The sequence below is a fragment of the Stenotrophomonas sp. Ker107b genome (assembly GCF_053847245.1).
The window spans coordinates 560,323-584,212 of sequence record NZ_JBSPHX010000001.1; the positions used below are offsets into that span (position 1 = coordinate 560,323).

At 67.0% G+C, this 23,890-nt stretch carries 19 protein-coding genes; 8 read left to right on the forward strand and 11 right to left on the reverse strand.

The window, feature by feature from the left end; all coding sequences use genetic code 11:
- The first annotated feature begins 12 nt into the window (after positions 1-12).
- From ACWV8V_RS02700 to ACWV8V_RS02710, 3 genes are all read left to right on the forward strand, one after another.
- Entirely contained in the window at positions 13-540 is a 528-nt protein-coding gene (locus ACWV8V_RS02700) for a hypothetical protein (RefSeq protein ID WP_070471803.1), read from the forward strand.
- A gap of 107 nt (positions 541-647) precedes the next feature.
- Positions 648-2,792, forward strand: a complete 2,145-nt coding sequence (gene rlmKL / locus ACWV8V_RS02705; RefSeq protein ID WP_455898882.1) for a bifunctional 23S rRNA (guanine(2069)-N(7))-methyltransferase RlmK/23S rRNA (guanine(2445)-N(2))-methyltransferase RlmL — start codon at positions 648-650, stop codon at positions 2,790-2,792.
- Positions 2,793-2,808: 16 nt separating this feature from the next.
- Complete coding sequence (locus ACWV8V_RS02710) at positions 2,809-3,345, forward strand: GNAT family N-acetyltransferase (RefSeq protein ID WP_455898883.1); 537 nt, start codon at positions 2,809-2,811, stop codon at positions 3,343-3,345.
- Between the two features lie 36 nt (positions 3,346-3,381).
- Here ACWV8V_RS02710 and ACWV8V_RS02715 read toward each other — a convergent pair whose 3' ends face one another.
- The 4 genes from ACWV8V_RS02715 to ACWV8V_RS02730 form a co-directional block, all read right to left on the reverse strand.
- Positions 3,382-3,717 carry a DUF3325 domain-containing protein gene (locus tag ACWV8V_RS02715; RefSeq protein ID WP_455898884.1) on the reverse strand — a complete coding sequence of 112 codons (336 nt, stop codon included), beginning with the start codon at positions 3,715-3,717 and terminating at the stop codon, positions 3,382-3,384.
- On the reverse strand, positions 3,714-5,330 hold the full coding sequence (locus ACWV8V_RS02720) for a PepSY-associated TM helix domain-containing protein (RefSeq protein ID WP_455898885.1): 1,617 nt from the start codon (positions 5,328-5,330) through the stop codon (positions 3,714-3,716). Before ACWV8V_RS02720 ends, ACWV8V_RS02715 begins: the two co-directional genes overlap by 4 nt.
- Positions 5,327-5,686: a DUF3649 domain-containing protein gene (locus ACWV8V_RS02725; RefSeq protein ID WP_259260190.1), complete on the reverse strand. Its 360-nt coding sequence runs from the start codon at positions 5,684-5,686 to the stop codon at positions 5,327-5,329. Before ACWV8V_RS02725 ends, ACWV8V_RS02720 begins: the two co-directional genes overlap by 4 nt.
- 83 nt (positions 5,687-5,769) lie before the next feature.
- On the reverse strand, positions 5,770-8,001 hold the full coding sequence (locus ACWV8V_RS02730) for a TonB-dependent siderophore receptor (RefSeq protein WP_455898886.1): 2,232 nt from the start codon (positions 7,999-8,001) through the stop codon (positions 5,770-5,772).
- Positions 8,002-8,394: 393 nt separating this feature from the next.
- On the opposite strand from ACWV8V_RS02730, the gene ACWV8V_RS02735 reads away from it, so the two are divergent.
- On the forward strand, positions 8,395-10,755 hold the full coding sequence (locus ACWV8V_RS02735) for a TonB-dependent receptor plug domain-containing protein (RefSeq protein ID WP_455898887.1): 2,361 nt from the start codon (positions 8,395-8,397) through the stop codon (positions 10,753-10,755).
- On the forward strand, positions 10,755-12,050 hold the full coding sequence (locus ACWV8V_RS02740) for an aminotransferase class V-fold PLP-dependent enzyme (RefSeq protein WP_455898888.1): 1,296 nt from the start codon (positions 10,755-10,757) through the stop codon (positions 12,048-12,050). The genes ACWV8V_RS02735 and ACWV8V_RS02740 overlap by 1 nt, the downstream gene beginning before the upstream one ends.
- 63 nt (positions 12,051-12,113) lie before the next feature.
- Here the strand turns inward: ACWV8V_RS02740 and ACWV8V_RS02745 are convergent, their stop codons facing one another.
- The 3 genes from ACWV8V_RS02745 to ACWV8V_RS02755 all read right to left on the reverse strand — a co-directional run bounded on the left by ACWV8V_RS02745 (position 12,114) and on the right by ACWV8V_RS02755 (position 15,796).
- Positions 12,114-13,406: a DUF445 domain-containing protein gene (locus tag ACWV8V_RS02745; RefSeq protein WP_070426981.1), complete on the reverse strand. Its 1,293-nt coding sequence runs from the start codon at positions 13,404-13,406 to the stop codon at positions 12,114-12,116.
- Between the two features lie 67 nt (positions 13,407-13,473).
- Entirely contained in the window at positions 13,474-14,364 is an 891-nt protein-coding gene (locus ACWV8V_RS02750) for a plasmid replication/partition related protein (RefSeq protein ID WP_455898889.1), read from the reverse strand.
- A gap of 79 nt (positions 14,365-14,443) precedes the next feature.
- Positions 14,444-15,796 carry an aminotransferase class III-fold pyridoxal phosphate-dependent enzyme gene (locus ACWV8V_RS02755; protein ID WP_455898890.1) on the reverse strand — a complete coding sequence of 451 codons (1,353 nt, stop codon included), beginning with the start codon at positions 15,794-15,796 and terminating at the stop codon, positions 14,444-14,446.
- A 113-nt stretch (positions 15,797-15,909) separates the two neighbouring features.
- Here ACWV8V_RS02755 and ACWV8V_RS02760 point away from each other — a divergent pair, with 113 nt between their 5' ends.
- A complete protein-coding gene (locus ACWV8V_RS02760) occupies positions 15,910-17,412 on the forward strand; it encodes an aldehyde dehydrogenase (RefSeq protein ID WP_455898891.1) in 1,503 nt (500 codons plus the stop codon).
- A gap of 6 nt (positions 17,413-17,418) precedes the next feature.
- Here the strand turns inward: ACWV8V_RS02760 and ACWV8V_RS02765 are convergent, their stop codons facing one another.
- Positions 17,419-18,051 (reverse strand): hypothetical protein, encoded by a 633-nt coding sequence (locus ACWV8V_RS02765; RefSeq protein WP_455898892.1) that lies wholly within the window; start codon positions 18,049-18,051, stop codon positions 17,419-17,421.
- Positions 18,052-18,224: 173 nt separating this feature from the next.
- On the opposite strand from ACWV8V_RS02765, the gene ACWV8V_RS02770 reads away from it, so the two are divergent.
- Positions 18,225-19,502 (forward strand): MFS transporter, encoded by a 1,278-nt coding sequence (locus ACWV8V_RS02770; protein WP_259260203.1) that lies wholly within the window; start codon positions 18,225-18,227, stop codon positions 19,500-19,502.
- Here the strand turns inward: ACWV8V_RS02770 and ACWV8V_RS02775 are convergent, their stop codons facing one another.
- Positions 19,503-19,964 carry a bacteriohemerythrin gene (locus ACWV8V_RS02775; protein ID WP_259260204.1) on the reverse strand — a complete coding sequence of 154 codons (462 nt, stop codon included), beginning with the start codon at positions 19,962-19,964 and terminating at the stop codon, positions 19,503-19,505. It lies immediately after the preceding gene.
- Between the two features lie 70 nt (positions 19,965-20,034).
- Positions 20,035-21,381 (reverse strand): diguanylate cyclase, encoded by a 1,347-nt coding sequence (locus tag ACWV8V_RS02780; RefSeq protein WP_455898893.1) that lies wholly within the window; start codon positions 21,379-21,381, stop codon positions 20,035-20,037.
- 298 nt (positions 21,382-21,679) lie between these two features.
- Between ACWV8V_RS02780 and ACWV8V_RS02785 the strand changes: the two genes are divergently transcribed.
- Positions 21,680-22,126 (forward strand): hypothetical protein, encoded by a 447-nt coding sequence (locus tag ACWV8V_RS02785; protein WP_455898894.1) that lies wholly within the window; start codon positions 21,680-21,682, stop codon positions 22,124-22,126.
- A gap of 125 nt (positions 22,127-22,251) precedes the next feature.
- Here the strand turns inward: ACWV8V_RS02785 and ACWV8V_RS02790 are convergent, their stop codons facing one another.
- On the reverse strand, positions 22,252-23,805 hold the full coding sequence (locus ACWV8V_RS02790) for an MASE1 domain-containing protein (RefSeq protein WP_455898895.1): 1,554 nt from the start codon (positions 23,803-23,805) through the stop codon (positions 22,252-22,254).
- Between the last annotated feature and the right edge of the window lie 85 nt (positions 23,806-23,890).

The following is a 23,890-nucleotide window of genomic DNA, read 5'->3' on the forward strand; positions in this document are numbered from 1 at the left end:
CGCGGTATGCGCATGAGCCGCGGCCACTGCATCCTCTCCCATGGCTTTGAAAGCGGCCCGGACGCCATCAAAGTGACCGCCCTGGCCGAGGTGGCCGAGCGCCTGGGCTGGACCCACGAGCGCCCGGATTACACCGACCTGGACGCCCAGCGCGAGGTCAGCAGCCTGGGCGATGTTCGTGCCCGCCTGCAGCGCCTGGTCACCCTGGCCACCGCCCGTGCCGCGCAGGGCCCGGTGGTGCTGGCCGGTTCCAGCCTGGGCTCGTACATCTCGGCCATCGCCTCGCTGCAGGTGCCGGTCCAGGGCCTGTTCCTGATGGTGCCGCCGACCCGGATGGGGCCGATGCCGGCGCTGGATGCCGCCCGCGTGCCGACCAGCGTGGTGCATGCCTGGCACGACGAGCTGATCCCGCCGGCCGAGGTGATCGCCTGGGCCCAGGCCCGCTCGGCCCGCCTGCTGATGGTGGACGACGGCCACCGCCTGACCGATCACGTGGAGGCCTCGAGCCGGGCCTTCGAGGAACTGCTGGCCTCGCTGTAACCGGGCGTTCCAGCCCACCTCACGTACAATGGCCCCCCGGACCCCGTGCCCGGCTGCTTGCCGTGCCCGTGGGCACCCCCTCTCCGCTGACCTGCGATACCGATTCCGTGAAATTCTTTGTTTCCTGCGCCAAGGGCCTGGAGTATCTGCTCGCCGACGAACTGTTGGCGCTCGGCCTGGACAAGGCCACCGCCACCATTTCCGGTGTCAACGCCGAGGGCGAGCTGGCGCAGGCGCAGCGTGTGGTGCTGTGGTCGCGCCTGGCCAGCCGGGTGCTGTGGCCGCTGGCCGAGTTCGAGTGCCCGGACGAGGGATCGCTCTACCAGGGCGTCTCGGCGATGGCGTGGGAGCAGCACATCAGCCCCGAGCTGACCCTCTCGGTGGACGCGCATGTGTCCGGTACCGAGATCACGCACGCGCGCTTCGCCGCGCAGCGGGTCAAGGACGGCGTGGTCGACAGCCTGCGCGCGCAGGGCCTGGAGCGGCCGTCGGTCAACACCGACTTCCCGGACGTGCGCATCAACCTGTCGCTGCGCAAGGGCCGGGCCACGATCTCGATCGACCTGGGCGGTGGCCCGATGCACCGTCGCGGCTGGCGCATGGCGCAGAACGATGCGCCGCTGAAAGAAAACCTGGCCGCCGCGGTGCTGCTGCGCGCCAACTGGCCGAAGATCCACAGCGAAGGCGGTGGCCTGCTCGACCCGATGTGCGGCAGCGGCACGCTGCTGATCGAAGGCGCCTTGATGGCCGCCGACGTGGCCCCGGGCCTGCAGCGCCACGGCAGCATTCCGCCGAGCCGCTGGCTGGGCTTCGACCGCGACGCTTGGAACAGCCTGATGGAAGAAGCGCGCGCCCGCGAAACCGTCGGCCGCAGCGCACTCAAGCAGGTGATCCACGGCAGCGACGTGGATCCGCACGCCATCCATGCGGCCAAGCAGAACGCCGAAACGGCCGGTGTGGGCCATGCCATCTGGTTCGGCGTGCGCGACATCACCGATGTGCAGGTCCCCCCGCAGGAGACCGGCTGCGTGGTCTGCAACCCGCCCTATGACGAGCGCCTGGCCGCCGACGCGGTGCTGTACCGCCAACTTGGCGACGCGCTCAAGCGCGCGGTGCCGCAGTGGCGTGCCAGCCTGCTGTGCGGCAGCGCCGACCTGGCTTTCGCCACCGGCCTGCGCGCCAACAAGAAGTACCAGCTGTTCAACGGTGCCATCGAGTGTGCGCTGATCGTCTGCGACCCGATCGCAGTGCCGCAGCGCGAGAACACCGGCCAGCCGCGCGAGCTGAGCGAGGGCGCGCAGATGGTGGCCAACCGCCTGCGCAAGAACATCAAGAAGTTCAAGACGTGGCGGACGCGCGAGAGCATCACCTGCTACCGCGTTTACGATGCCGATCTGCCCGAGTACGCAGCCGCCATCGATGTCTATGAAGAAGACGGCGGTGCCCGCCGCACGTTCCTGCATGTGCAGGAATACGCGGCCCCGGCGACCATTCCGGACGTGGATGTGCGTCGCCGCCGCAACGAGCTGCTCTCGGCTGCGCGCGAGGTCTTCCAGGTGCCGGCCGAGCAGGTCGCGCTGAAGTCGCGAGAGCGTGGCAAGGGCGGCAGCAAGTACGGTCGTTTCGAGCAGCGCGGCGAGTTCGTGCTGGTGCGCGAGAACGATGCGCTGCTGCGCGTGAACCTGTTCGATTATCTGGACACCGGCCTGTTCCTGGATCACCGTCCGCTGCGCTGGCACATGGCGCAGGAAGCCCAGGGCAAGCGCTTCCTCAACCTGTTCTGCTACACCGGCGTCGCCTCGGTGCAGGCCGCCGTGGCCGGTGCCGCGACCACCACCAGCGTGGATCTGTCCGGCACCTATCTGCAGTGGTGCGCCGACAACCTCGCGTTGAACGGCAAGGGCGGCAGCCAGCACCAGCTGATCCAGGCCGATGCGCTGGCGTGGCTGGAAGCCGAGCGTCACCGCTTCGACGTGATCTTCTGCGATCCGCCGACCTTCTCCAACTCCGCCCGCGCCGATGACTTCGACATCCAGCGCGAACACGTGCGCCTGCTGCGTGCGGCCGTGGCGCGCTTGAGCCCGGAAGGCGTGCTGTATTTCTCCAACAACTTCCGCCGCTTCAAGCTGGACGACGAAGCGATCAAGGAATTCGCGGAGTGCAAGGAGATTTCGCCCGAGACCATCGGGGCGGACTTCGAACGCAACCCGCGCATCCACCGCGCGTGGGAACTGCGCCGCTACGGCGCCTGACCGGACGGGGGCTGACATGGACGACAGCCCGCTCCACGCCGACGGGCTGCTGCTGCGGCCGTTCGAGGATGTCGACGCCGCCTCCTTTGCGGCGGCGGTGCGTGAATCGGCCGAGGGCATGCGGCGCTGGATGCCCTGGAGCTCGGTCGACTACCGCGTCGAGCAGGCGCTGCAATGGTTCCAGGCCTGCCGGGACGGCTGGGCGGCAGGCACGGCCTGCGAATACGGAATCTTCGACCAGGACACGGCCGCCTTCGTCGGCGGCGCGGGATTGAACAAGATCCATCACGACCCCCGGTTCTGCAACCTGGGCTACTGGGTGCGGCCGTCGTGCCGTGGCCAAGGCGTGGCGCCCCGCGTCGTCCGGGCGCTGGCTGCCCAGGCATTCGGGCCGCTGGGCCTGCATCGGGTGGAGATCGTCGTGGCCGTGGGCAATGAGGCCAGCGAACGGGTGGCGGTGAAGGCCGGCGCCCTGCGTGAAGGCGTGGCGCGCAACCGATTGGTCATCGACGGCCGTCCTGTCGCCGCGCATATGTTTTCACTGGTGCCCTGATCGGCGATCGCGGTGCGGCTGCGCGTGGCTGCTCCCTCAGCGCGCGACCAGCGCCACCGCCATCCCCATCACCGGCAACGCCCACGCCAGCGGCGCGATCCAGCGCGGGCGGTACGGGTACAGCCCAAACGCGATCACCACCCCGCTGATCGTCAGCGCGCCCAGCCACAGCACCGGGCCGATCGCCCAGCCGTGGTCCATCACGCACAGCGCGAACGTGACGGTCAGCAACGTCCACCCCACCCAGCGCCACACCCGCATGCGCGATGCGCTGGCGCCGGCTTTGCCGTGCAGGTCCAGCTGGTGCTTGTCCATGGCCAGCGACAACGCCGTGAACGCGGAGAAGGTCAGCGTGATTGCGAGCAGCATCATGCCGTCGCCCCCGCAGCAGCGGCCTGCTGGCGGCGCTTCTTCTCGGCCGCACTCAGCGGTGGCTGCCAGCGCTGCATGCGATGACCGCAGTAGGCCAGCATCGCGCCGAAGGCGAGCATGGTCAGATCGAACCCGGCCAGCACCCAGTCACCGGTGCGCAGGGTGACGCCCAGATGCGCATGCGTGGTGACTGCATTGACCACGGGAATCAACGCAAACAGCGCGCCGCCCAGGTACAGCTGCCACGTCCACATGATCCGCTTGGGCCAGAGGAAACCGGCCAGCAATGCGGCGGCCCATGCATAGAAGAACGCATTGACCTCGGCGTTGGAGCGCTCGGCCATCTGTACCGGCAGCAGACGATTGGCCAGGAAGTAGGTGGCGAAGGCGATCGGCAGGCCAGCCACCGCGCCGATGTTGAGCGCGTCGACCAAGCGCAGGCCGAAGCCGGTCTTGCCGGACTTGGCGTGCTTGGGCCGTTCCTTCACCGCCCACAGCACCACGCCGCTGGCGACCATCAGGCAGCCGATCAGGCCGGACAGGAAGAACAGCGCACGCAGGCCCCAATCGGCGAACCGCGCCAGGTGCAGGCCGTACATCACGCCGCGGGTCTGGGTGGCGCCGCCCGAGGCCGGGCTGGCCTCGAGCAACTGGCCGGTGATGGCGTTGAAGCGCAGCGACGGGGTATCCACCGACAGGCGCTTTCCATCGCGCTGGGTGATGTCCACGATCGCGTTCGCCGCGCCCGGGTGGTACAGGGTGAAGCCAGCCACATCCGCACCCTTCCATTCGGCGCGCGCGCTGTCGAGCAACTGCTGGATCGGCAGCGGCGTGGCGCGTCCTTCAGCCGGGGTCTCGATCTCGGCCAGGCGAGCGAAGGCCTCGCTGAAGAACGCCTCCTCATCCTTGGGATAGGCCACGCTCACGCCCCATGGCAGGTACATGAACATCAACGTGACGATGCCGGTGTAGGTGATCATCGCGTGGTACGGCAGTGCCATCACCGCGCTGACGTTGTGGAAGTCCAGCCACGACCTCAGGCCCTTCTCCGGGCGGAAGGTGAAGAAGTCCTTGAAGATCTTCTTGTGCGTGATCACGCCGGTGATGATCGCCACCAGCATGAACATCGCGCAGAAGCCGACCAGATAGCGCGCCCAGTACACCGGGATGTAGTGCAGGTCGAAATGCAGGCGATAGAAGAAGTCACCGCCGCGGGTTTCGCGCGCGGCGATTTCCTCGCCGGTGTTCGGATCGACGGTGGCATCGCCGAAGCGGCCACCGCCGCGCCGACGGCGCTCGCCTTCCACCGGCGGCTTGACCATCGATTCGGGGTTGCGCCAGAACATGCGCATCGCCGGGTTGCGCGGGTCGGGCAGGGTGACGTTCCAGCTCTCGGCCTGCGGCGCCTTGTGCTGCAGGAAGGTCAGGGCGCGCTCGGCCGCCACGTCGGCGGTCACGCTGCTGCGCGGCAGCTCCGGGCGCATCCAGCGGCTGATTTCCTCGCGGTAATAGCTGGCCGTGCCGGCCATGAAAATCAGCAGCAGCAGCCAGCCGACCAGCAGGCCGGTCCAGGTGTGCAGCCAGGCCATCGACTGGCGGAATCCGTTCTTCATGCGACCCCCTGCAGCAGGCGGGTGCCGATCCAGAACAGCGCGGTCGGGATCAGGATGCCGACCCACGCGCGCAGCGCGGTACGGGTAGCGAACGCCCACAGCGCCGCGCAGGCGCACAGCACGATCGCCACCAGCATGCCGGTCAGCACCGCTTGCCCGCGCGCGATCGGCAGCGCGACCGCGAAGAACATCGAGCAGGTCGCGGCCAGCGCGTAGCCGCCGAAGATCGCGGCGAGCGAGCGTGACAGGACACCCAGCCAGGGGCGGGTGAAGAAGGAACCAAGACGGTTGAACCTGGCGCTGGCGTGCGGCGTGCTGTCCACGGAAACCTGCTGATCGATCGGGGAAACGGGCATCACCGGCCGCAGCCGGTGATGAAGGATAGTGGCCATCCCTGGCCGTGTTCACTGCGCGTCGCAGTGGTCCCTTGGAGCCGGTGTCAGAGCTTCCAGCGCAGGTTCAACATCACATTGCGCGGTTCACCCCAATACACGCCGTTGTAGAAACCGACGTTGCTGAAGTACTTCTTGTCGAGCAGGTTGTTGACGTTGAGCTGCGCGGAGAAATTGTCATTGAAGCGGTAACCGGCGAACACATTGACCAGGTAGAACGCGTCTTGGCTCATCACCGCCGATTCGGTACGGCCGCTGGTCGCGTAATCGGCGCGCGGCTTGGTGCTGTTGCGGTAGATCCGGCTCTGCCAGGTCACGCCGCCGCCCAGCGAGAGGCGGTTCCACTCACCGCTCGGGCGCCAGCTGGTGTTGAGGCGGAACGTGTCCACCGGGTTGGCGGTGTTCTGCACCACGCCAGCCTGGTTGCGGATGGTGGTGTGCGCGAACCCGGCCGACAGGTTCCAGTTCTCGGTCAGGCTGCCCTGGGCTTCCAGTTCCCAGCCCTTGACCTTGTTGCCCTTGCCGGTGGACCGGTAGGCGCTGCCGCCATCGGGCAGCGAGGCGGCCGGCACTGAATCGTCGAGCTCGGCGACATTGTCCTTCTCGCCCTTGAACACGGCGGCGGAGGTGTTCAGGCGGCCACCGAAGAATTCACCCTTCAGACCGGCCTCCCACATGTCGCCGACCACCGGCTCCAGGTAGTCGTTGTTCTTGTCGCGGTAGTCCTGCGGCTGGAAGATGTCGGTGTAGCTGGCGTAGGCGCTGAACTGCCTGCTGAAGTCGTAGACCAGGCCGAAATAGGGCGTCAGCGAATCGTCCGGCTTGTAGCCGCCGCGGGTGGTGCCGGTGCGGTTGCCGGCCGCATCGTTGGTGTAGCGCCAGCTGCGGGTCTCCCAGCTGCCATAGCGCGCGCCGAGCACGGCCAGCAACGGATCGGCCAGCTGCAGGCGGGCGGCCACGTAGGCGGCTTTCTGCGTCAGCTCGTTCTCCGAGGCCAGCCAATCATGCCGGGTGAGCGGCAACGGGGCGACGTCACCGGTCCAGGTGCGCCAGTCCGGTACCACGTCGTAGCCCGGCGGCTGCGTGAACTCCGAGGCAGGCGATTCGCCCTTGCGAACCGACTGACCGAGGCCGAATACCAGTTCATGCTCGCGGCCGAACAGCTGGAACGAGCCGCTGGCGTTGAGGTCGAACACGTTCATTTCGCTGCGTTCGGCGAAATGCGAGAGGTAGGCGCGCACACCGGTACCATCCGGCGCCGGATAGCCCTGCGCGCCGTACCAGACGTCACCATCGGTGTTGCGCTTGGCTTGGGTCGCGCTGGCCTTCAACGACCAGCCATTGCCGAGCTGCTGCTCCAGACGCATGAAGGTGGTCTTTTCCACGATCGGCCAGCTGCTCCAGCTTGCCGACAGGTTGGTCGAGCGCGGCAGGTTGGCCGGCGTGCCGTCCGGGCCCCAGTACGGCACGACGCCCCAGGTCACGCCCTTGGTTTCCGGTGACTGGTAGTCATAGCCGACTTCGAACAGGGTGCTGTCGGTCAGGTCGGCCTGCACGATGCCGTAGAACACATCCTTGTCCAGACGGTACACATCGCGGAAGGAATCGCTCTGCTGTTTGGCGGCGACGAAGCGCGCGCGCACGCGGCCATCCAGTGCGACCGGGCCGCCGATGTCCGCTTCCAGGCGCTGGTTGCCCCAGCGGCCCACGGTCAGGCCGGCGCTCATCGCCATCTCCTGGGTCGGGCGCTTGCGGACCATGTTGATGGTGCCCGACGGGTCACCGGCACCGGTGGTCAGGCCGGTCGCGCCGCGGACCACTTCGATGCGCTCGTAGATCGCGCTGTCGGTGTTGGTCTTGAGCGAGCCACCAAACGTGTTGAGCATCCCGTCGATCTGGAAATTGGTGATGCTGTAGCCGCGTGAGATGTAGTTGATGCGCTCCGAATCGGTGACCGATACATGCACGCCGGTGACCTGGCCCATCACATCGGACAACGCGTACAGCCCCATATCGTCCAGGCGCTGGCGGGTCAGCACGGTGACCGACTGCGGGGTGTGGCGCAGCGACAGGTTCAACTTGGTGGCGGTGCTGGCCTGCTTGACGGTATACGAGTTGGGAATCTCGCCATCGGCGGTCACCTTGATCGTGTCCAGCGTGGTCGCATCATTCGGCGCGGCCTCGGCGAAGGCGGGCAGTGCTGGCCCGGCGAGGGCGGCGACAAGCGCGATGGCCAACAACGATGGCCGGGACAACGGTGACGCGGACGAACGGGACATGGCAACACTTCCAGTGTGAGATAACGGCAGCACGCACGCGCAGCGACGCTGCCAGAGGCAGCAGGGCAGGCAAAGCGGAGCGGATCAGGGGGTGTACACGGGGCGTTGCGCGGGGAAGGCGTGGTGCATCCGGGCGCCGGTTGGCTAGGCGTACAGCCGATCAGTGAATGATAGTCATTATCATTTCGTTAGACAAGCGTCAGGTCGGTGTCCGCAGCGGGTAAACGCCGTGCGCTGGCGTATGTGGGGCGGGCGATAAGACCGTCGCCTGCGTGTCACTGCCGGGCAATATCGCGTCAACAAACTGTGAGGATGTCGTGACACGCCGTCACGGCATCCCCCATCTGTTCGTTTGCGGAGTCGTCAGTGAATCGTTGTGTGCTTGCTGTAGCGGTGTTGTCCGTCCTTACCTTCGCCACGGCCGCCGATGCGCGTGCCGAGGCCGCCCCGGCAGGGACTGCCGCGGCCCCCGCCACCCTGGACACGATGATCGTCACCGGCACGCGCGGCAGCAACCGCACGCAGTTCGACACGCTGGCCCCGGTGGACGTGTTCTCGCAGGAAGAGATCCAGGCGATCGAATCCTCCGACCTCAACGACGTGCTGGCCCAGCTGGTGCCTTCCTTCGTGGTCCAGCGCATGCCCATGAACGACGGGCTGGTGTTCGTGCGGCCGGCCACGCTGCGCGGCCTTTCGCCGGACCAGACCCTGGTCCTGGTCAACGGCCGCCGCTTCCATCGTTCGGCCCTGTTGGGCGCGCGCGGTGCGCAGGGCCCGGACCTGGCGCAGATTCCGGTGCATGCGATCCAGCGCATCGAAGTGCTGCGCGATGGCGCGTCGGCGCAGTACGGCTCGGACGCCATCGCCGGGGTGATCAACATCATTCTGGATGACCGCGTCGGCGGGGAACTGTCGCTGGGCCTGTCCGAATACAGCGAAGGCGATGGGACCGGTCGCAAGATCGGCGGCCGCCACGGCTTCGCGCTGGGTGACAAGGGCAGTCTGTCGCTGTTCGCCGACTGGGACAGATCCGATGCGACCTCGCGCAGCCGCCAGCGCGCCGATGCGATCGCCTTCCAGAACGCCCACCCGGATCTGGTCGTGCCCGATCCGGTGCAGCGCTGGGGCCAGCCGGACCTGGAAAACCGCCATTTCGGCTTCAACCTCAACCTGGCCTTGAACGACAGCGTCGATCTCTACGGTTTCGGTCTGTACGGTCACAGCGAGGGCGTCAGTGATTTCAACTGGCGTAATCCCGATGGCACGGCCTCGGTCTACAACCGCAGCCGTGTGTTCCCCGGCTGGGACGCGCGCGGCCTGTACCCGACCGGTTTCAGCCCGAAATACGGCAACGAACAGGACGACCTGCAGGGCGTACTCGGTCTGCGCGGCTACTGGGGCGAACGCTGGCGCTGGGATGTGAGCGGCTCCTACGGGCGCAACCGCATCGACTACACGCTGGGCAACTCGATCAATGCCTCGCTCGGCCCGGACAGCCCCACCTCGTTCTACCTCGGCCGCCTCTCGCAGGAAGAGAAGAACCTCAACGCGGATATCGTCTACTCGCTGCCGGTCAGCGCGCTGGCCGCACCGATCAACATCGCCTTCGGTGCGGAAACGCGCGAGGAAACCTACGGCGTGGATGCCGGCGATCCGGCGTCGTATGCGATCGGCCCGGGGGCGGTGACCGGCCTGGCCGGGGGCGCCAACGGTGCGCCGGGCTTCAGTGCGGCCAATGCCGGTCGCTGGAGCCAGCGCAGCCGCGCGGCGTACATCGATGTCGAAGCGCCGTTGACCGCCCGCTGGACCGTCGGTGCGGCCACCCGCTACGAGCACTTCTCTGCCTTCGGCGAGAGCGTGGACGGCAAGCTCTCCAGCCGCTTCGAGTTCACTCCGGACCTAGCCGTGCGCGGTTCGCTTTCCACCGGCTTCCGTGCGCCCACGCCGGGTCAGCTGTACACGCAGAGCACCCAGCAGGGCCTGGATACCGTGACCTTGCAGGTGTTCACCACTGGCCGCCTCGCGCCCAGCGATCCGCTGGCGATCCAGCTCGGCGCCCAACCGCTCAAGCCGGAGCAATCGCGCACCGCCTCGCTCGGCCTGACCTGGAAGAACGACCTGGGCTTCTCCGGCTCGGTGGACCTGTACGACATCAAGGTCACCGACCGCTTCAGCCAGTCGGCCTCGTTCGCGGTGCCGGCCGGCGTGCCCAATCCGCTGGCGTATACCTCGGTGAGCTTCTACACCAACGATTTCGACACCACCACGCGCGGTGTGGATGTGGTGGCCAGCCACACCACCGCACTCGGCGCGGGCCGCCTGAGCACCACGCTGGGCTACAACTACAACCAGACCCAGGTGGACAGTGGCGCGACCGGTGTGGCCACCAATGACAGCCAGCGCCGCATCTTCGAAGAGCGCCTGCCGCGGCAGAAGGCGACGCTGAGCAGCACGTATGCGTGGGGTCGCTTCAGCGTACTCGGCAAGCTGCGATACTACGGGGCATGGACAGACTCTTCGGGCAATGCCACCGGCGATATCTTCCAGCGCTTCGGGGCGATGAGCTTCGTCGATCTGGCGGTGAGCTGGAACGTCACCGAGCAGCAGACGCTGCGGATCGGCTCGGACAACCTGTTCAACCGCTATCCGGACGAGGCCAGCTTCCAGGCCAGCCGTGGCCTGATCTATTCGCGGAACGCGCCGTATGACACCGACGGGCGCAACCTCTACGCCGAATACCGGATCCGTTACTGATGGACCGGCAACGACGCTCTCTTCTGCGTGGCGCACTGGCCCTGCCAGTCGCCGCGGCACTGTCCGGTGCGACTGCCATGGGCGCTGAGCCGATGACGCTGCCGGCAGTGGGCACGCGCACGCCGGCCGAGCTTGCGGCCGACGAAGGCTGGTGGGCACAAATCCGCGCGCTGTACGACCTCACCGACGAGGTCGTGATGCTGGACAACGGCTACTGGGGCGCGATGGCGCGCCCGGTGCTGCAGGCCTACCAGCGGGCCACCGCCACGGTGAATGCCGGCAACGCCTGGTTCGGGCGGCTCGCGTTTCCACCGCTGTTTGAACAGGCCCGCGTCCGTCTGGCGCAGGTGCTGGGCGTGGAGACCGACGAGATCGTGCTCACCCGCGGTGCCACCGAGGCGATGCAGGTGCTGATCGGCAGCTACCGCGGGCTGTCGCCGGGCGATGCGGTGATGTACGCCGACACCGACTACGACAGCATGATCAGCGCGATGCAGTGGCTGCAGGCGCGGCGCGGTGTGCAGCCGGTGGCGATCACGCTGCCTGAGCCATTCGACCATGACAGCATCGTGGAGACGTACCGCCGCGCGCTGGCGGCCAACCCGCGCGTACGCCTGCTCCTGCTGACCCACGTCAACCACCGCAACGGCATGCTGCTGCCGGTGGCCGAGATCGCCGCGCTGGCCAGGGCGGCCGGCGTGGAGGTGGTACTCGACGCCGCGCACGGCATCGGCCAGGTGGACACGCCGCTGCGCGCGTTGGGCGTGGATTTCATCGGGATCAACCTGCACAAGTGGATCGGCGCGCCGGTCGGTGTCGGGGCGGTATATGTCCGCCGCGGGCGGGTGCGTGACCTGGATCCGTACATGGGTGAGCAGGACCACGACGACATCCGCACCCGCGTGCACACCGGCACGGTCAATTTCGCCGCTTACATGGCGCTGCCGGCCGCACTGGAGCTGCACGAGCGTATCGGCGTGGCCAACAAGCGGGCGCGCCTGCTGCGCCTGCGCAATCAATGGATGGACGCGTTGCGCGGCGACGCGCGCATCCAGCTGCTCGGCTCGGACGACCCGCGCCTGTCCAGTGCGATCACCTCGTTCCGGCTGCGTGGGCAGACCACGATGCGCGACAACACCGCCACCTCGCAGCGGATGGTGAAGCAGTCCGGCGTGTTCGTGGTGCCGCGCGAAGGGCTGGCCTCGGGCGCCTGCCTGCGGGTGACGCCGGGCATCTTCAGCACGCCGGCGCAGATGGACGCACTGGTGGCGGCGGTACGCGCGGTCGCCGGCTGACGTACCCAACGACGCTGGCGGTGTTTCCGCCAGCGTCGCCAGTCGATGCCAGCGGTTATCGCGCTACCAGTGGAACCACACCGTCAGCGCGTGCAGGATCACGCCGATCAGGCCACCGACCAGCGTGCCGTTGAAGCGGATGAACTGCAGGTCGCGGCCAACGCTCAGTTCCAGCTGCTCGACCAGATGGCGTTCGTCCCAGCTTTTGACGGTCTGTGCGATGTGCTCGGTCACGCCGCTGCGCAGCCGCGTGGTCAGGCGCTCGGCACCGTCCATCAGGTGCTGGTTGAGCGCTTCGCGCAGTGACGGGTCGGCCTGCAGCGCCTCGCCTACGGAGGCGAGACTGCGGCGCAGATGGCCGGCCAGCGCGGAGTCCTCACTGGCCAGGTCGGCACGCAGGCTGGCGTGGATGCGTGCCCACAAGCCCTGCACGTACTCCTGCACGGCCGGGTGGTCGATCACCTGCTGCTTGAGCTGTTCCACCTTCTCGGCCAGGGCCGGGTCTTCGCGCAGCCGCTGGATGTAATCGCTCAGCCAGGTTTCGTAATCGCGCCGCAGCGGATGCTCGGGCTGGGCGAGGATCTGCTGCAGTTCCTCCAGCACCGCATGCGCCAGGCGCTCGGCGAGGGTGTCGCCGATCTCATCGATCGGTTTGACCCAGTTGACCGTGCTGGCCAGCTTGGGCCACTCGCGCTGGATGTAGCCCACGATCAACGTGGACGCGCGATCTTTGACCTTCTCGTTGCCCAGCCATTCGCTGATCCGGGTCAGGCCTTCGTCCAGCACGCGCTGGTGGCGGTTGTCGGCGGTGAGCAGGCCGAGCAATTCCCCCGCGGTGGCCGCCGCATTCCACTGCCGCAGCTGCTGGATCACAAAGCCCTGGATGCTGCGCCGGACGGCAGCCTCATCCAGGAAGTCCAGCGCCTGCAGCGCCCAACCGCGCGCCATGTCGGCCAGCATGCGGGCCCGGGCGGGTTCAGCCAGCCAGCTGCCCAGGCGGCTGGCCGGATCGAACACCTGCAGCCGGGCCAGCAGCGCCTGCGGTTCCAGGAACTGGTCGCGCACGAACAGCGCCAGGCTGTCGGCAATGCGGTCCTTGCTGCGCGGGATGATCGCGGTATGCGGGATGGGCAGGCCGAGCGGCCGACGGAACAGGGCCACCACCGCGAACCAGTCGGCCAGCGCGCCGACTGCGGCAGCCTCGCAGAAGGCCGAGACCCAGGCCCAGATGCCGCGTTCGCCGTGCCAGTGGCTGACCGCGAAGCCGGCCAGCATCGCCACCAGCATGGCCAGGGCGATCAGTTTGAGCCGACGCAGCTGGGCGCGGCGCGGGTCGGGAGGGGAGGTGGGCGTCATTGCGGCAGTTTAACGACCCCGGCATGAGCAACAGGTAGTGCCGGCCAGCGGCCGGCACTACAGCGGATCAGGCGTCGGCCATCCCGCTGTCCGCCACCTGCTTGCGCAGCGCGGCCAGCTGCTGGCGCAGGGTGTCGTTTTCCAGGGTCAGCGCGATGATGCGCTGGCGCAGCTCGGCCGGCCCTTCGCCCAGTGCGCTGAGCGCATCGGCGATCTCGGCGGCGCGGCTGGGGTCGATCTCGGCGTCGCCATCGGCACTGTGCAGCACCTCCTGGACCGGCTTGCGCGGCTTGCGCTTGGACTCGCGCACGCGCTTGGCGGCCTGCTTGAGCTCGTCCTTGCCGGCGGCGGCCGCGGCGCGCTGTTCGTCTTCGGGCAGGTCGGCCACGGCGGCCGCGGCGCTGATCGAGATCACCCCGGTCTTGACCGCTTCCACCAGTTCGGGCGCGGCCTGCTTGTGGATGCGCTCGATCATCGTCACCTGGCTGCTGCTCAAGCGGGCTTCGCGGGCCATGTCGGCGCGGCTGACCTTCGGCGCGGCCGCCCACGGCGGGCTGTCCTCGTCACCGGCATCGGCCGGGCCGCTGATCTCGCCGTCGCTTTCTTTCTGCAGCTGGGCCTGATCGGCGCGGTGGCGCTCGGCCAGGATGTCGCGCTTGCGCAGCGCCAGCACGCCTCGCTGGAAATCGGAGACGCTGCGGCGGCCCAGGTGCTGTTCGATCATCCACAGGTGGACGTCGTCCATCGACTGGAAGCGGGTGTTCTGGATCGTCTGGAACGGCAGGCCGTGCTTCTGGCAGATGCCGTAGCGGTTGTGACCGTCCACCAGCACCTCGCCCCACAGCACCAGCGCATCGCGGCAGCCTTCGGCCAGGATGCTGCGCTCCAGCGCGTCGTGCTCGTCCTGCGTCAGCGGGTCGATGTAGGCCTTGAGTTCTTCTTTGACGACAATGTCCATGCAATCCGGTACGCGAGCAAAACGTGATCGACCATTGTAAGGATCGCGGCGGTCGCCGTCGTCGCCGGTGGATTCAGGCTCAGCCGGTGGCGCGGATCATCTCGCCCAGCACGTCCACGATCCGGTCGATGTGGCTGCGCGCCAGGATCAGCGGGGGCGACAGGGCGATCACATCGCCGGTGCAGCGCACCAGCAACTGGCCATCGCGGAAGCAGCGCTCGAACACCTCGTAGCCACGCGCGCCGGGGGCGTCCTTGCGCGGCATCAGCTCGACCGCGCCGATCAGCCCGAAATTGCGGATGTCGACCACATGCGGCAGCCCGCGCAGGCTGTGCAGCCGCTCCTGCCAGTAGTCGCCCAGCTCGAGGGCGCGCTCGAACAGATGCTCCTCGGCGTAGGTATCCAGCGCCGCCAGGGCCGCTGCGCAGGCCAGCGGGTGGCCGGAATAGGTATAGCCGTGGAAGAACTCGATCGCGGCTGGTGGTCCCTGCATGAAGGCGCCGTGGAGCGCGTCGCTGGCCAGCACCGCGCCCATCGGCACCGCGCCGTTGGTCAGCCCCTTGGCCAGGGTCATCAGGTCCGGGGTGACGCCGAAGCGCTGCGCGGCGAAGGCGTTGCCGACCCGGCCGAAACCAGTGATCACCTCATCGAACACCAGCAGGATGCCGTGCTGGTCGCAGATCTCGCGCAGGCGCTGCAGATAGCCCGGTGCAGGCAGGATCACCCCCGCCGAGCCCGCGATCGGCTCGACGAACACCGCCGCGATCGTGGACGCATCGTGCAGCGCGATCAGGCGTTCCAGGTCGTCTGCGAGTTCGGCGCCGTGGCGCGGCAGGCCGGGGCTGAAGGCATTGCGCTCCAGATCGAGCGTGTGGCGAAGGAAATCGCTGCCGGCCAACAACGGCCCGAACGTCTTGCGGTTGTTGGGCAGGCCGCCGATCGACAGGCCGCCGAAGCCGACGCCGTGATAGGCCTTTTCGCGGCCGATGAAGCGGGTGCGCTGGCCCTCGCCCCGCAGGCGGTGGTAGGCCAGGGCGATCTTCATGGCGGTGTCGACCGCTTCGGAGCCGGAGTTGGTGAAGAACACGTGGTTCAAGCTCGCCGGTGCCAGCGCAGCGAGGCGCTGGGCCAGCACGAACGGCAATGGCGAGCCCATCTGGAAGGGCGGCGCGAAATCCAGCGTGGCCGCCTGCTGCTGGATCGCCTGCACGATCCGCGGCCGCGCATGGCCGGCGTTGCAGCACCATAGGCCCGCCGCGCCATCCAGGATCGGGCGGTCGTCGACGTCGTGGTAGTACATGCCCTCGGCGCGCACCAGCAGGCGCGGGGCAGCCTTGAACTGGCGGTTGGCGGTGAACGGCATCCAGTAGGCATCCAGGTCTGCGGGTACCTGGCTGGCCAGGGTCGACAACGACGGTTCGGGACGAGGCATGAGGCACTCCGCAAGGGCGCGATGGTCACGACTTTATCGCACTCGCCTCACGTCATCCCGTGACGGCGACGGGTATAACCGCCTTACCCACTGAGTGGATGAGGACGACGCCGATGACCACCGCACGCACCCGTGACGACTGGCAGCGCCAGACCGATGCACTGACCTTCCAAGGCCAGGCGTTCATCGATGGGCGCTACGTCGATGCGGCCAGCGGCGCACGCTACGACTGCATCAGCCCGATCGACGGACGCGTGCTGGTGCAGGTGGCCGATGCCGATATGGCGGACGTCGACCGTGCGGTCGCGGCGGCGCGGCGCAGCTTCGACGCGGGCCACTGGTCGCGGGCCGCACCCTCGCACCGCAAGCAGGTGCTGCTGCGGCTGGCCGATCTGGTTGAACAGCATGCCGATGAGCTTGCGTTGCTGGAAACCCTGGACATGGGCAAGCCGGTGCGGGACGCACGCCAAGGTGATCTGGCCGGCGTTCTGCGTTGCCTGCGCTGGACCGCCGAGGCGGTGGACAAGGTGTATGGCGAAGTCGCCCCGACCGCGCTCGACACGTTGGGCCTGATCACCCGCGAGCCGGTGGGCGTGGTGGCGGTGATCGTGCCGTGGAACTTCCCGCTGCTGATGGCCTCGTGGAAGATCGCGCCGGCCTTGGCGGCGGGCAATTCGGTGGTGCTCAAACCCTCCGAGCGCTCGCCACTGAGCGCGATTCGTCTGGCTGCGCTGGTGGCGGAGGCGGGGGTGCCTGATGGTGTGTTCAACGTGCTGCCGGGCCATGGTGAGCGCACCGGCGAACCGTTGGCGCTGCACATGGATGTGGATGCGCTGGCGTTCACCGGGTCTACCGCCGTGGGCCGCCGGTTGCTGCAATGCGCCGGGAAATCGAATCTCAAGCGCACCTGGTTGGAGTGCGGCGGCAAGAGCCCGAACCTGGTGTTCGCGGACGCGCCCGATCTGGACAAGGCTGCGCAGGCGGCAGCCACCGCGATCTTCTACAACCAGGGCGAGGTGTGTACGGCTGGCTCGCGTTTACTGGTGCAGCGCTCGATCAAGGACGCCTTCGTGGCCCGGGTGCTGGCGCATGGCCGGCGTATGCAGCCGCAGCACCCGTTCGAGCCGGACGCCGCGATGGGCGCACTGGTCGATGAGGTGCATGCAGGCCGCGTGCTGGATTACGTGGCACGCGGCGAGGCCGATGGTGCGCGCCTGCTGCTGGGCGGCAAGCGGCTGGAAGTGGTGCCCGGCGGCAGCTACGTGGAGCCGACGGTGTTCGACGAGGTCGATCCGCAGCACACCATCGCCCGCGAGGAAATCTTCGGGCCGGTGCTGTCGGTGCTCACCTTCGATCACGAAGACGACGCACTGCGCATGGCCAACGATTCCATCTACGGCTTGGCCGCCGGGGTGTGGACACGCGATCTGGGTCGCGCACATCGCGTGGCACGCGGGCTGCGCGCGGGCAGTGTATGGGTCAATCAATGGGATGGTGGCGACATGACCGCGCCGTTCGGGGGCTACAAGCAGTCCGGTATCGGCCGCGACAAATCCCTGCATGCCTTCGACAAGTACACCGAGCTCAAGGCGACCTGGATCCATCTGGGCGGGTAACGCCGGTCAGCAGTCCTGGTCTTGACGGATCAGTGACTCGCGCAGCAGGTCGCGGTCCATCTCATCCACGGCGTTGCGCAGGTAGTCGATCTGCTGCCGGGTCAGGCGGCACTGGTCCACCGTATAGCCCGGTGGCCATGCGCCGATCAGCTGGAAGATGCCGTGCACGATCTGCTCCGGGGTCATCCCGGCCTTCATGCGGAAGCGCTTGGGTCTGGGCTGGAATGCCGGGTGCACCTCGCGGTCGCCCAGCACGCGCGGAACCAGCGAGGCGGCATCGATACCGCTGCCCGCCAGCGAGCCCGGCACGCTCAGATCCAGTGCGGCGCGTGGTGCCTGCGGATCCACCGCCGCAGCAGTCGATGCGATGGTGGGCGTTGCCACGCGTGGCGCAGGCAGGCGCGGCGACGCCGGGGGCTGCGGTGCGGGTAGCGAGAGAGTCACCGAGGGTGGGGGAGCCGGCGCAGGCAGCGGCCGCGGCAGCCAGTACACCGCCAAGCGGGTTTCCTCGGCGGTGCCGTTGGGGGCCGGTGAACGCAGCAGCACGCCCAGCATCAGCCCGTGTACAACGATCACCACGGCGACGGCGGCGGGCTGCGCCCAGCGCGAGGCGGTGGCACTCTTCCATGAGGCTGACATCCGGGACCGTCCTGGTGGGGTGACCGCGTTGAGACCTTGCGGTGCAGAGGAAGTTCGTGTCGGATGCGCAGGCCCCCGACCGGATCACAGGCTGACAGTCTCGTCTGCAACCATCGCGGCAGCCATGGGGTGGGCATGGCAGAATCCGGCAGCTGCCCTTTTCTGCGTACCCGATGTCCAGACCTGCTGTCGCCCCTGTCGTGAACTCTCCCCGCCGTATCCTGCTGGCGAGCCTGATCGGCACCACCATCGAGTTCTTCGATTTCTACATCTACGCCACCGCGGCGGTGCTGGTGTTCCCGCACCTGTTCTTCCCGGAGAGCAGCGATGGGGCGGCGATGCTGCAGTCACTGGCGACCTTCGCGGTGGCCTTCATCGCGCGGCCGGTCGGCTCGGCGGTGTTCGGTCACTACGGTGACCGCATCGGGCGCAAGGCGACGCTGGTTGCTGCGCTGCTCACGATGGGCATCTCCACCGTGGCGATCGGTCTGCTGCCCACGCATGCCAGCATCGGGCTGGTGGCGCCGGCCCTGTTGGCGCTGTGCCGCTTCGGCCAAGGCCTGGGGCTGGGTGGGGAGTGGGGCGGCGCTGTGCTGCTGGCCACCGAGAATGCGCCCCCCGGCAAGCGCGCCTGGTACGGCATGTTCCCGCAGTTGGGCGCACCGCTGGGCTTCCTGCTTTCGGCCGGCATCTTCCTGCTGCTGGGCCGCGCGATGAGTGAGGCCGATTTCCTGCAGTGGGGCTGGCGCGTGCCGTTCCTGGCCAGTTCGCTGCTGGTCGGTATCGGGCTGTGGGTGCGTTTGAACATCCACGAGACCCCGCAGTTCCAGGCAGCGCTGGACCGCAACGAGCGGGTCAAGCTGCCGATGTGGACGGTGCTGCGCGAGCACCCGCTGACCCTGGTGCTGGGCACCTTGGGGGCCTTCGCCACCTTCGTGCTGTTCTACTTGATGACCGTGTTCACGCTCGGCCATGGCACCACCGTGCTGGGCTATTCGCGCGAGCAGTTCCTGCTGCTGCAGATGGTCGGCATTCTGTTCTTCGCCGCCGGCATTCCCATTTCCGCGCTGTACGGCGACCGCTGGGGCACGCGCCGCACGATGATCGTGGCCAGCGGCCTGATCCTCGCCTTCGGCGTGGTGTTCGCGCCGCTGTTCCAGGCCGGCAGCCCGTGGCTGGTGCTCGGGTTCCTGGCGCTGGGGCTGTTCCTGATGGGCCTGACCTACGGCCCGTGCGGTACCTTCCTGGCCGAGATCTACCCGGTGCAGGTGCGCTATACCGGCGCCTCCTTGTCGTTCAACCTGGCCGGCATTCTCGGTGCCGCACCGGCGCCCTATGTGGCGACCTGGCTGGCCGAACGCTACGGCCTGGTCGCGGTCGGCTACTACCTGTGCGTGACCGCACTGGTCACCATCGTCGCTTTGCTGGCGATGGGGCGGCGCGGACGCTGATCAGCGGAAGAAGCGCTTGAGCGTGCGGCCCAGCCAGCTCCCCTGCTGATGCTCGCGCGCGAACTGGTTGAGGTGCTGTTTGACCTGCGGCGCGTACGCCTTGTCATCGCCCCGGATATGGTTGAACAGCCAGCGCGACAGCATCGTGCGCAGCTCTTCGGTGATGTCTTCGCCCGCCTGGAAGCGCAGCCGGTACTCGCTTACGCGCTTGCCGAAAATCTCGTGCACGCGCTTGTGCGCCGAGCAGAATGGATAGCCAGCCTCCTCCATCAGCTCTTCTTCGAAGGCGAAATGGGACATGGTGTAGTCCACCAGCTCGTCGATCACTTCGGCCACCGCCAGGCGCTCCAGGCTCTTCTGGGCGACGTGCAGGTGGTTGAGCATCTCCACGATGCGCATGTGCTGGTGATCGATGACATCGATACCGATGTTCAGATCGTCCTGCCAGACCAGAAGTGCCATGGTGCGTTCCCCGCGCTGTTCAACTGGGGGCGACTCTAGGCACTCGATCCGGCAGCCGCGTTGATCTGGATCAAAGCACCGGTTCGGGCTCGCGGGTGAGCGCGCTCGTAGCGACGGTCGCGCAGTGGACCCGGTTGCGGCCGCCAGCCTTGGCAAGATACAGCTGACGGTCGGCTTCGGAGATCAGGCGGTGCAGCGAGTCGTGCTGCGGGCGCAGGCAACACAGCCCGATGCTGACCGTCATGCGCAGTGTGGCATGGCCCACGTCGACCTCCAGCGCCGCGATGGCCTGGCGCAGTTGTTCGAAGTACGCCACTGCGCGGCCCTCGTCCAGGCCGGGCACCAACAGGCAGAACTCCTCGCCGCCGAAGCGCGCGATCAGATCCTCATGGCGCGCATGCGCAGCCACGGCAGCGGCCACCGCACGCAGCGCATCGTCGCCGGCTTCGTGGCCGTGGGTATCGTTGATGTGCTTGAAGTGGTCGATGTCGATCATCGCCACCGCCACCAGCTCGCCGTCCAGCTGCAGCTGCGGCAGCTGGCGCTGGCTCTGCTCCAGGAAGCAGCGCCGGTTGGGCAGGCCGGTCAGGAAATCGCGTGTGGCCAGGTCCTGCAGCGTACCGATCAGCTCCAGCTGGTCCACGTTCTGCGATACCCGGCAGAAGAACTCCTCGCGTGAGAAGGGCTTGCGCAGGAAGTCATTGGCACCGTTCTTGAGGAAGCGCGGGATCAGCGACGGATCGGAGTTGCCGGAAATCCCGATCACGGCGAGTTTGTCGCGCGACCGCATCGTACGCAGGCGACGGGTGAACTCCACGCCCTCCATGCCGGGCATTTCCTGGTCGACCACCGCCAGCCGGATGGCCGGGTGCGCTTCGATCGCCTTGAGTCCCTCGGCGCCGTCGGCGGCCTCGTAGACATCATGGCCGTACATGCGCAGCAGCGAGGCTGCGTACATCCGCGCCGACATCGAATCATCCACGACCAGCGCGGCGATGCGCCGGTTGCGCTCCAGTCGCTGCACCAGCCACACCAGATAGTCGATGCTGCCAGGGGTGTTCTTGAGCACGTAATCGATGATCTGCTGCTGCAGCACGCGCTTGCGCAGATCCTCGTCATACACGCCGCTGACCACCACGGTGGGCAGCCCGCGCGAGAGGAAGTAGTCCACCACGGTATCGCGGTCGCCATCGGCCAGCACCAGCCCGGTCAGGACCAGGAACCAGCCCTGTTCCTCATCCAGCAGGCGACCCGCCTCGGCCAGGCTGGTCGCCACCGAGACCGGCAGCTCCAGCCGTTGCTCGATCGCCTCGCGCAGCATGCTGGTGAACGTCCGCGAGTTTTCCACCAGCAGGATCCGCTGGGGCAGGGCATCACCGGGGTCGCTGAGAACAGCGCCCTGCAACAGTGCCGGCATGAGGCGTACGCTCGGTTCCGAGGGGGTCGGGACAGATAGCGGCGGTTTCACACGCAACTTTAGGGGGGCTATCGCCGTTTGAACGGAGGGGCGCAGAGTCGCCCCTATCGCTCGGCACGTGGCGCCGATCAATATCGGCCAATATGCTGGTCCGGCGATTCATCTCCGGGGGCATGTGAACGTTGCTGCGTGTTGATGCATTTTCTGTGCTGATGCAGCAGAACCCTTCAGTATGGGCAGGTGCACCGAAGGTTGAATCGCTTGGAAGCAGTCCATTCTTTCCACTCTGGAGGTGCCTGTGCGAATTTCCCGCGTTCGAGGTGTGGTGTTGGTCGTGGCTTTATCATCGATGCCGCTGGTGGCAGCTGCGGGTTGCTGTCCCAGTGACGGTAACGGGGTGACCATGGCAAAAAGCGGCATGGGGGATTCCAACCCCGTTGCAGCCAATCTCAGCCAAGACCCGAACTGGCTCGTCTTTGGATTCGAGCGTGATGGAATCCGGTATTACCAGGTAAATGATCTGACCGGACAGGTGCGCGTGATTCTGGGCCGAATCGAAGATCAGTTCTTCACCTTGCCAGCGGGCAAGGCAGCCGTAAGGACCTCGTTGCCATCACAGCGGTTGGCACTGCCTGCCAACGCAGTCCGGCACGAGGTCTACCGGCGACCAGAGTTCTCGCTCGTGGTGTACGGCGACGGCGCCGACGCGATCTGGTCTGTGGAACTGCCTGGGAATGGAGGGTGAGGAGAACGGAGTGACGTCTCTCACTACGCCACGCGCAGATGCATTGAGGTCTGCGTGTTTTCCGTGCTCTCACTGACGTGTGCTGGACTTTCTGCAGGTGGCCTCGGCCACCTGCAGATCCGTGCTCAACGGGGCGTCGTACTCAGTTCCAGAGGGGCCGGCAGGGCGCAATGAGCGGTGCTTCCGGGCATTTCTACAAGCAGCATCCTGATGCGATTGCGCCGGCACTGCACTGTGCCGCCATAGGTCAGGGTTCGCGCGGTCAGTCGCTCCACTGCCAGTGTCATGGTCTGTTCGGAGAGCTGGCGGTCGCGGTCGAGCAACGCCACGATCACCACGATGCCACGCTGCTGGCGGAACAGCCCGCATCGTGCACGCGTACGAACTTGTCCGTGCTCGTTCTTCAGCAGCAGCGATGCCGCCTCGGTGAGCGTCCGATAGGCGGCCAGCTGGAGACCCACGCTCAGCTGGCAGGGGTCGCCCTCCAAGCGTGGGTGGCCCATCCGATTGGTGGCATCCCACGCATCACGCACACCGCCCAGTTGCAGGGCGAGGTAGAGGCCGACCTGTTCCAAGGCGGTGGGATACACCATGCTGGCCTGCTCGCGGAACTGGCGGGAATGGGTCATCGACGAATGCAACAGTCTGTTCGCTGCTTCGTGATGGCCGCTTGCCTTCATCAGCTCAACGGCATCGATGATGGAATACTCGATGCCATCGGCGATCCGGCGAAGGTCCAATGCGCGTTCCCGCAGATCCATCTCGCTGGCGATATGCGCAGCTCGGGACAAGGTGACAGCCTGCGTCCGGTCACGGTCCCGGCTGGCGTACTGATGGTAAAAATGGGTTATCCGCGACCCCAGTGCAAGCAAAGCCGTCCCCGCCAGCGCAATGAGCTGCTGTGTAGTAAATGCGCGCGGATCGAACGAACCGGGGAGTCCCGTGGCAGGTATCGCTACGCTGATGAGCAAGGTAAGCAGTGGCACCCCGACAGCCGCACCCCGCCAGCCGTGCAAGCAGGTCAGTACCGTGACCGGGAGGACCATCAACAGTTGCAGGCTGTTTGTAACCGTTGCGGATTCGTCGGGCATCAGCAGGGTGGTCACGCCCAGGAGCAGCAGAGATACCAGCGATGCAACCGTCGGGGGCAGGCACCAGGCACGCCAATCGTAGTGGGCGTTCCGCTTCAGCCAGAGCAGCGCGAGGGGCGCAATGCTCAATATGCCGATGTAATCGCCAAGCAGGAATCGTGCCGCGCTCGACACTACCGGTGTCGTGGGGGGCGTTGGCCACAGCAGGTGAGACAGGCCCAGCTTCAACACGGTGGCGACGATGGCAGAGGTTGCTGCGACGGAAAGAAGCCATAAGTCTGTCGTGGCGGACATCACTTTTCGATGCAGGCGCACGACCATGGCAACGGCAGGCATCAGGCAGGCCGAACCCAGAACGACCCATGCCAGCCCGTACTTTTCCACCATCGGGTAGCGCATCTGGGCAAAGTACGCATACTCGCCAAGAATCAAGTACGGCCACAGGCGTGGCGGGCACAGCAGCAATGCGGCAACACGGACACCAGCCGGCAGGTAGAACTGATCCAGCGACACTTGGCGCCCGGCCCAGCAGACGATGGCATACACCGCCGCGATGACAAGTCCGATCGGCCGGATCCGCAGATTCACCTGAAGTCCATTTCTCCACCAATCCAAATGCACGTCCCCCTGCTTTGGGTCGTTAGGCGGCATCCCCAGGCCAGGGACCCCGTCA

What these genes read in the sequence shown, in the direction of transcription:
- ACWV8V_RS02700 (WP_070471803.1), top strand. Translation starts at nt 13, where the DNA reads ATGAGCCGCGGCCACTGCATCCTCTCCCATGGCTTTGAAAGCGGCCCG.
- ACWV8V_RS02710 (WP_455898883.1), top strand. Translation starts at nt 2,809, where the DNA reads ATGGACGACAGCCCGCTCCACGCCGACGGGCTGCTGCTGCGGCCGTTC.
- ACWV8V_RS02715 (WP_455898884.1), bottom strand. Translation starts at nt 3,717, where the DNA reads ATGATGCTGCTCGCAATCACGCTGACCTTCTCCGCGTTCACGGCGTTG.
- ACWV8V_RS02720 (WP_455898885.1), bottom strand. Translation starts at nt 5,330, where the DNA reads ATGAAGAACGGATTCCGCCAGTCGATGGCCTGGCTGCACACCTGGACC.
- ACWV8V_RS02725 (WP_259260190.1), bottom strand. Translation starts at nt 5,686, where the DNA reads ATGCCCGTTTCCCCGATCGATCAGCAGGTTTCCGTGGACAGCACGCCG.
- ACWV8V_RS02730 (WP_455898886.1), bottom strand. Translation starts at nt 8,001, where the DNA reads ATGTCCCGTTCGTCCGCGTCACCGTTGTCCCGGCCATCGTTGTTGGCC.
- ACWV8V_RS02740 (WP_455898888.1), top strand. Translation starts at nt 10,755, where the DNA reads ATGGACCGGCAACGACGCTCTCTTCTGCGTGGCGCACTGGCCCTGCCA.
- ACWV8V_RS02745 (WP_070426981.1), bottom strand. Translation starts at nt 13,406, where the DNA reads ATGACGCCCACCTCCCCTCCCGACCCGCGCCGCGCCCAGCTGCGTCGG.
- ACWV8V_RS02750 (WP_455898889.1), bottom strand. Translation starts at nt 14,364, where the DNA reads ATGGACATTGTCGTCAAAGAAGAACTCAAGGCCTACATCGACCCGCTG.
- ACWV8V_RS02755 (WP_455898890.1), bottom strand. Translation starts at nt 15,796, where the DNA reads ATGCCTCGTCCCGAACCGTCGTTGTCGACCCTGGCCAGCCAGGTACCC.
- ACWV8V_RS02760 (WP_455898891.1), top strand. Translation starts at nt 15,910, where the DNA reads ATGACCACCGCACGCACCCGTGACGACTGGCAGCGCCAGACCGATGCA.
- ACWV8V_RS02765 (WP_455898892.1), bottom strand. Translation starts at nt 18,051, where the DNA reads ATGTCAGCCTCATGGAAGAGTGCCACCGCCTCGCGCTGGGCGCAGCCC.
- ACWV8V_RS02770 (WP_259260203.1), top strand. Translation starts at nt 18,225, where the DNA reads ATGTCCAGACCTGCTGTCGCCCCTGTCGTGAACTCTCCCCGCCGTATC.
- ACWV8V_RS02775 (WP_259260204.1), bottom strand. Translation starts at nt 19,964, where the DNA reads ATGGCACTTCTGGTCTGGCAGGACGATCTGAACATCGGTATCGATGTC.
- ACWV8V_RS02780 (WP_455898893.1), bottom strand. Translation starts at nt 21,381, where the DNA reads ATGCCGGCACTGTTGCAGGGCGCTGTTCTCAGCGACCCCGGTGATGCC.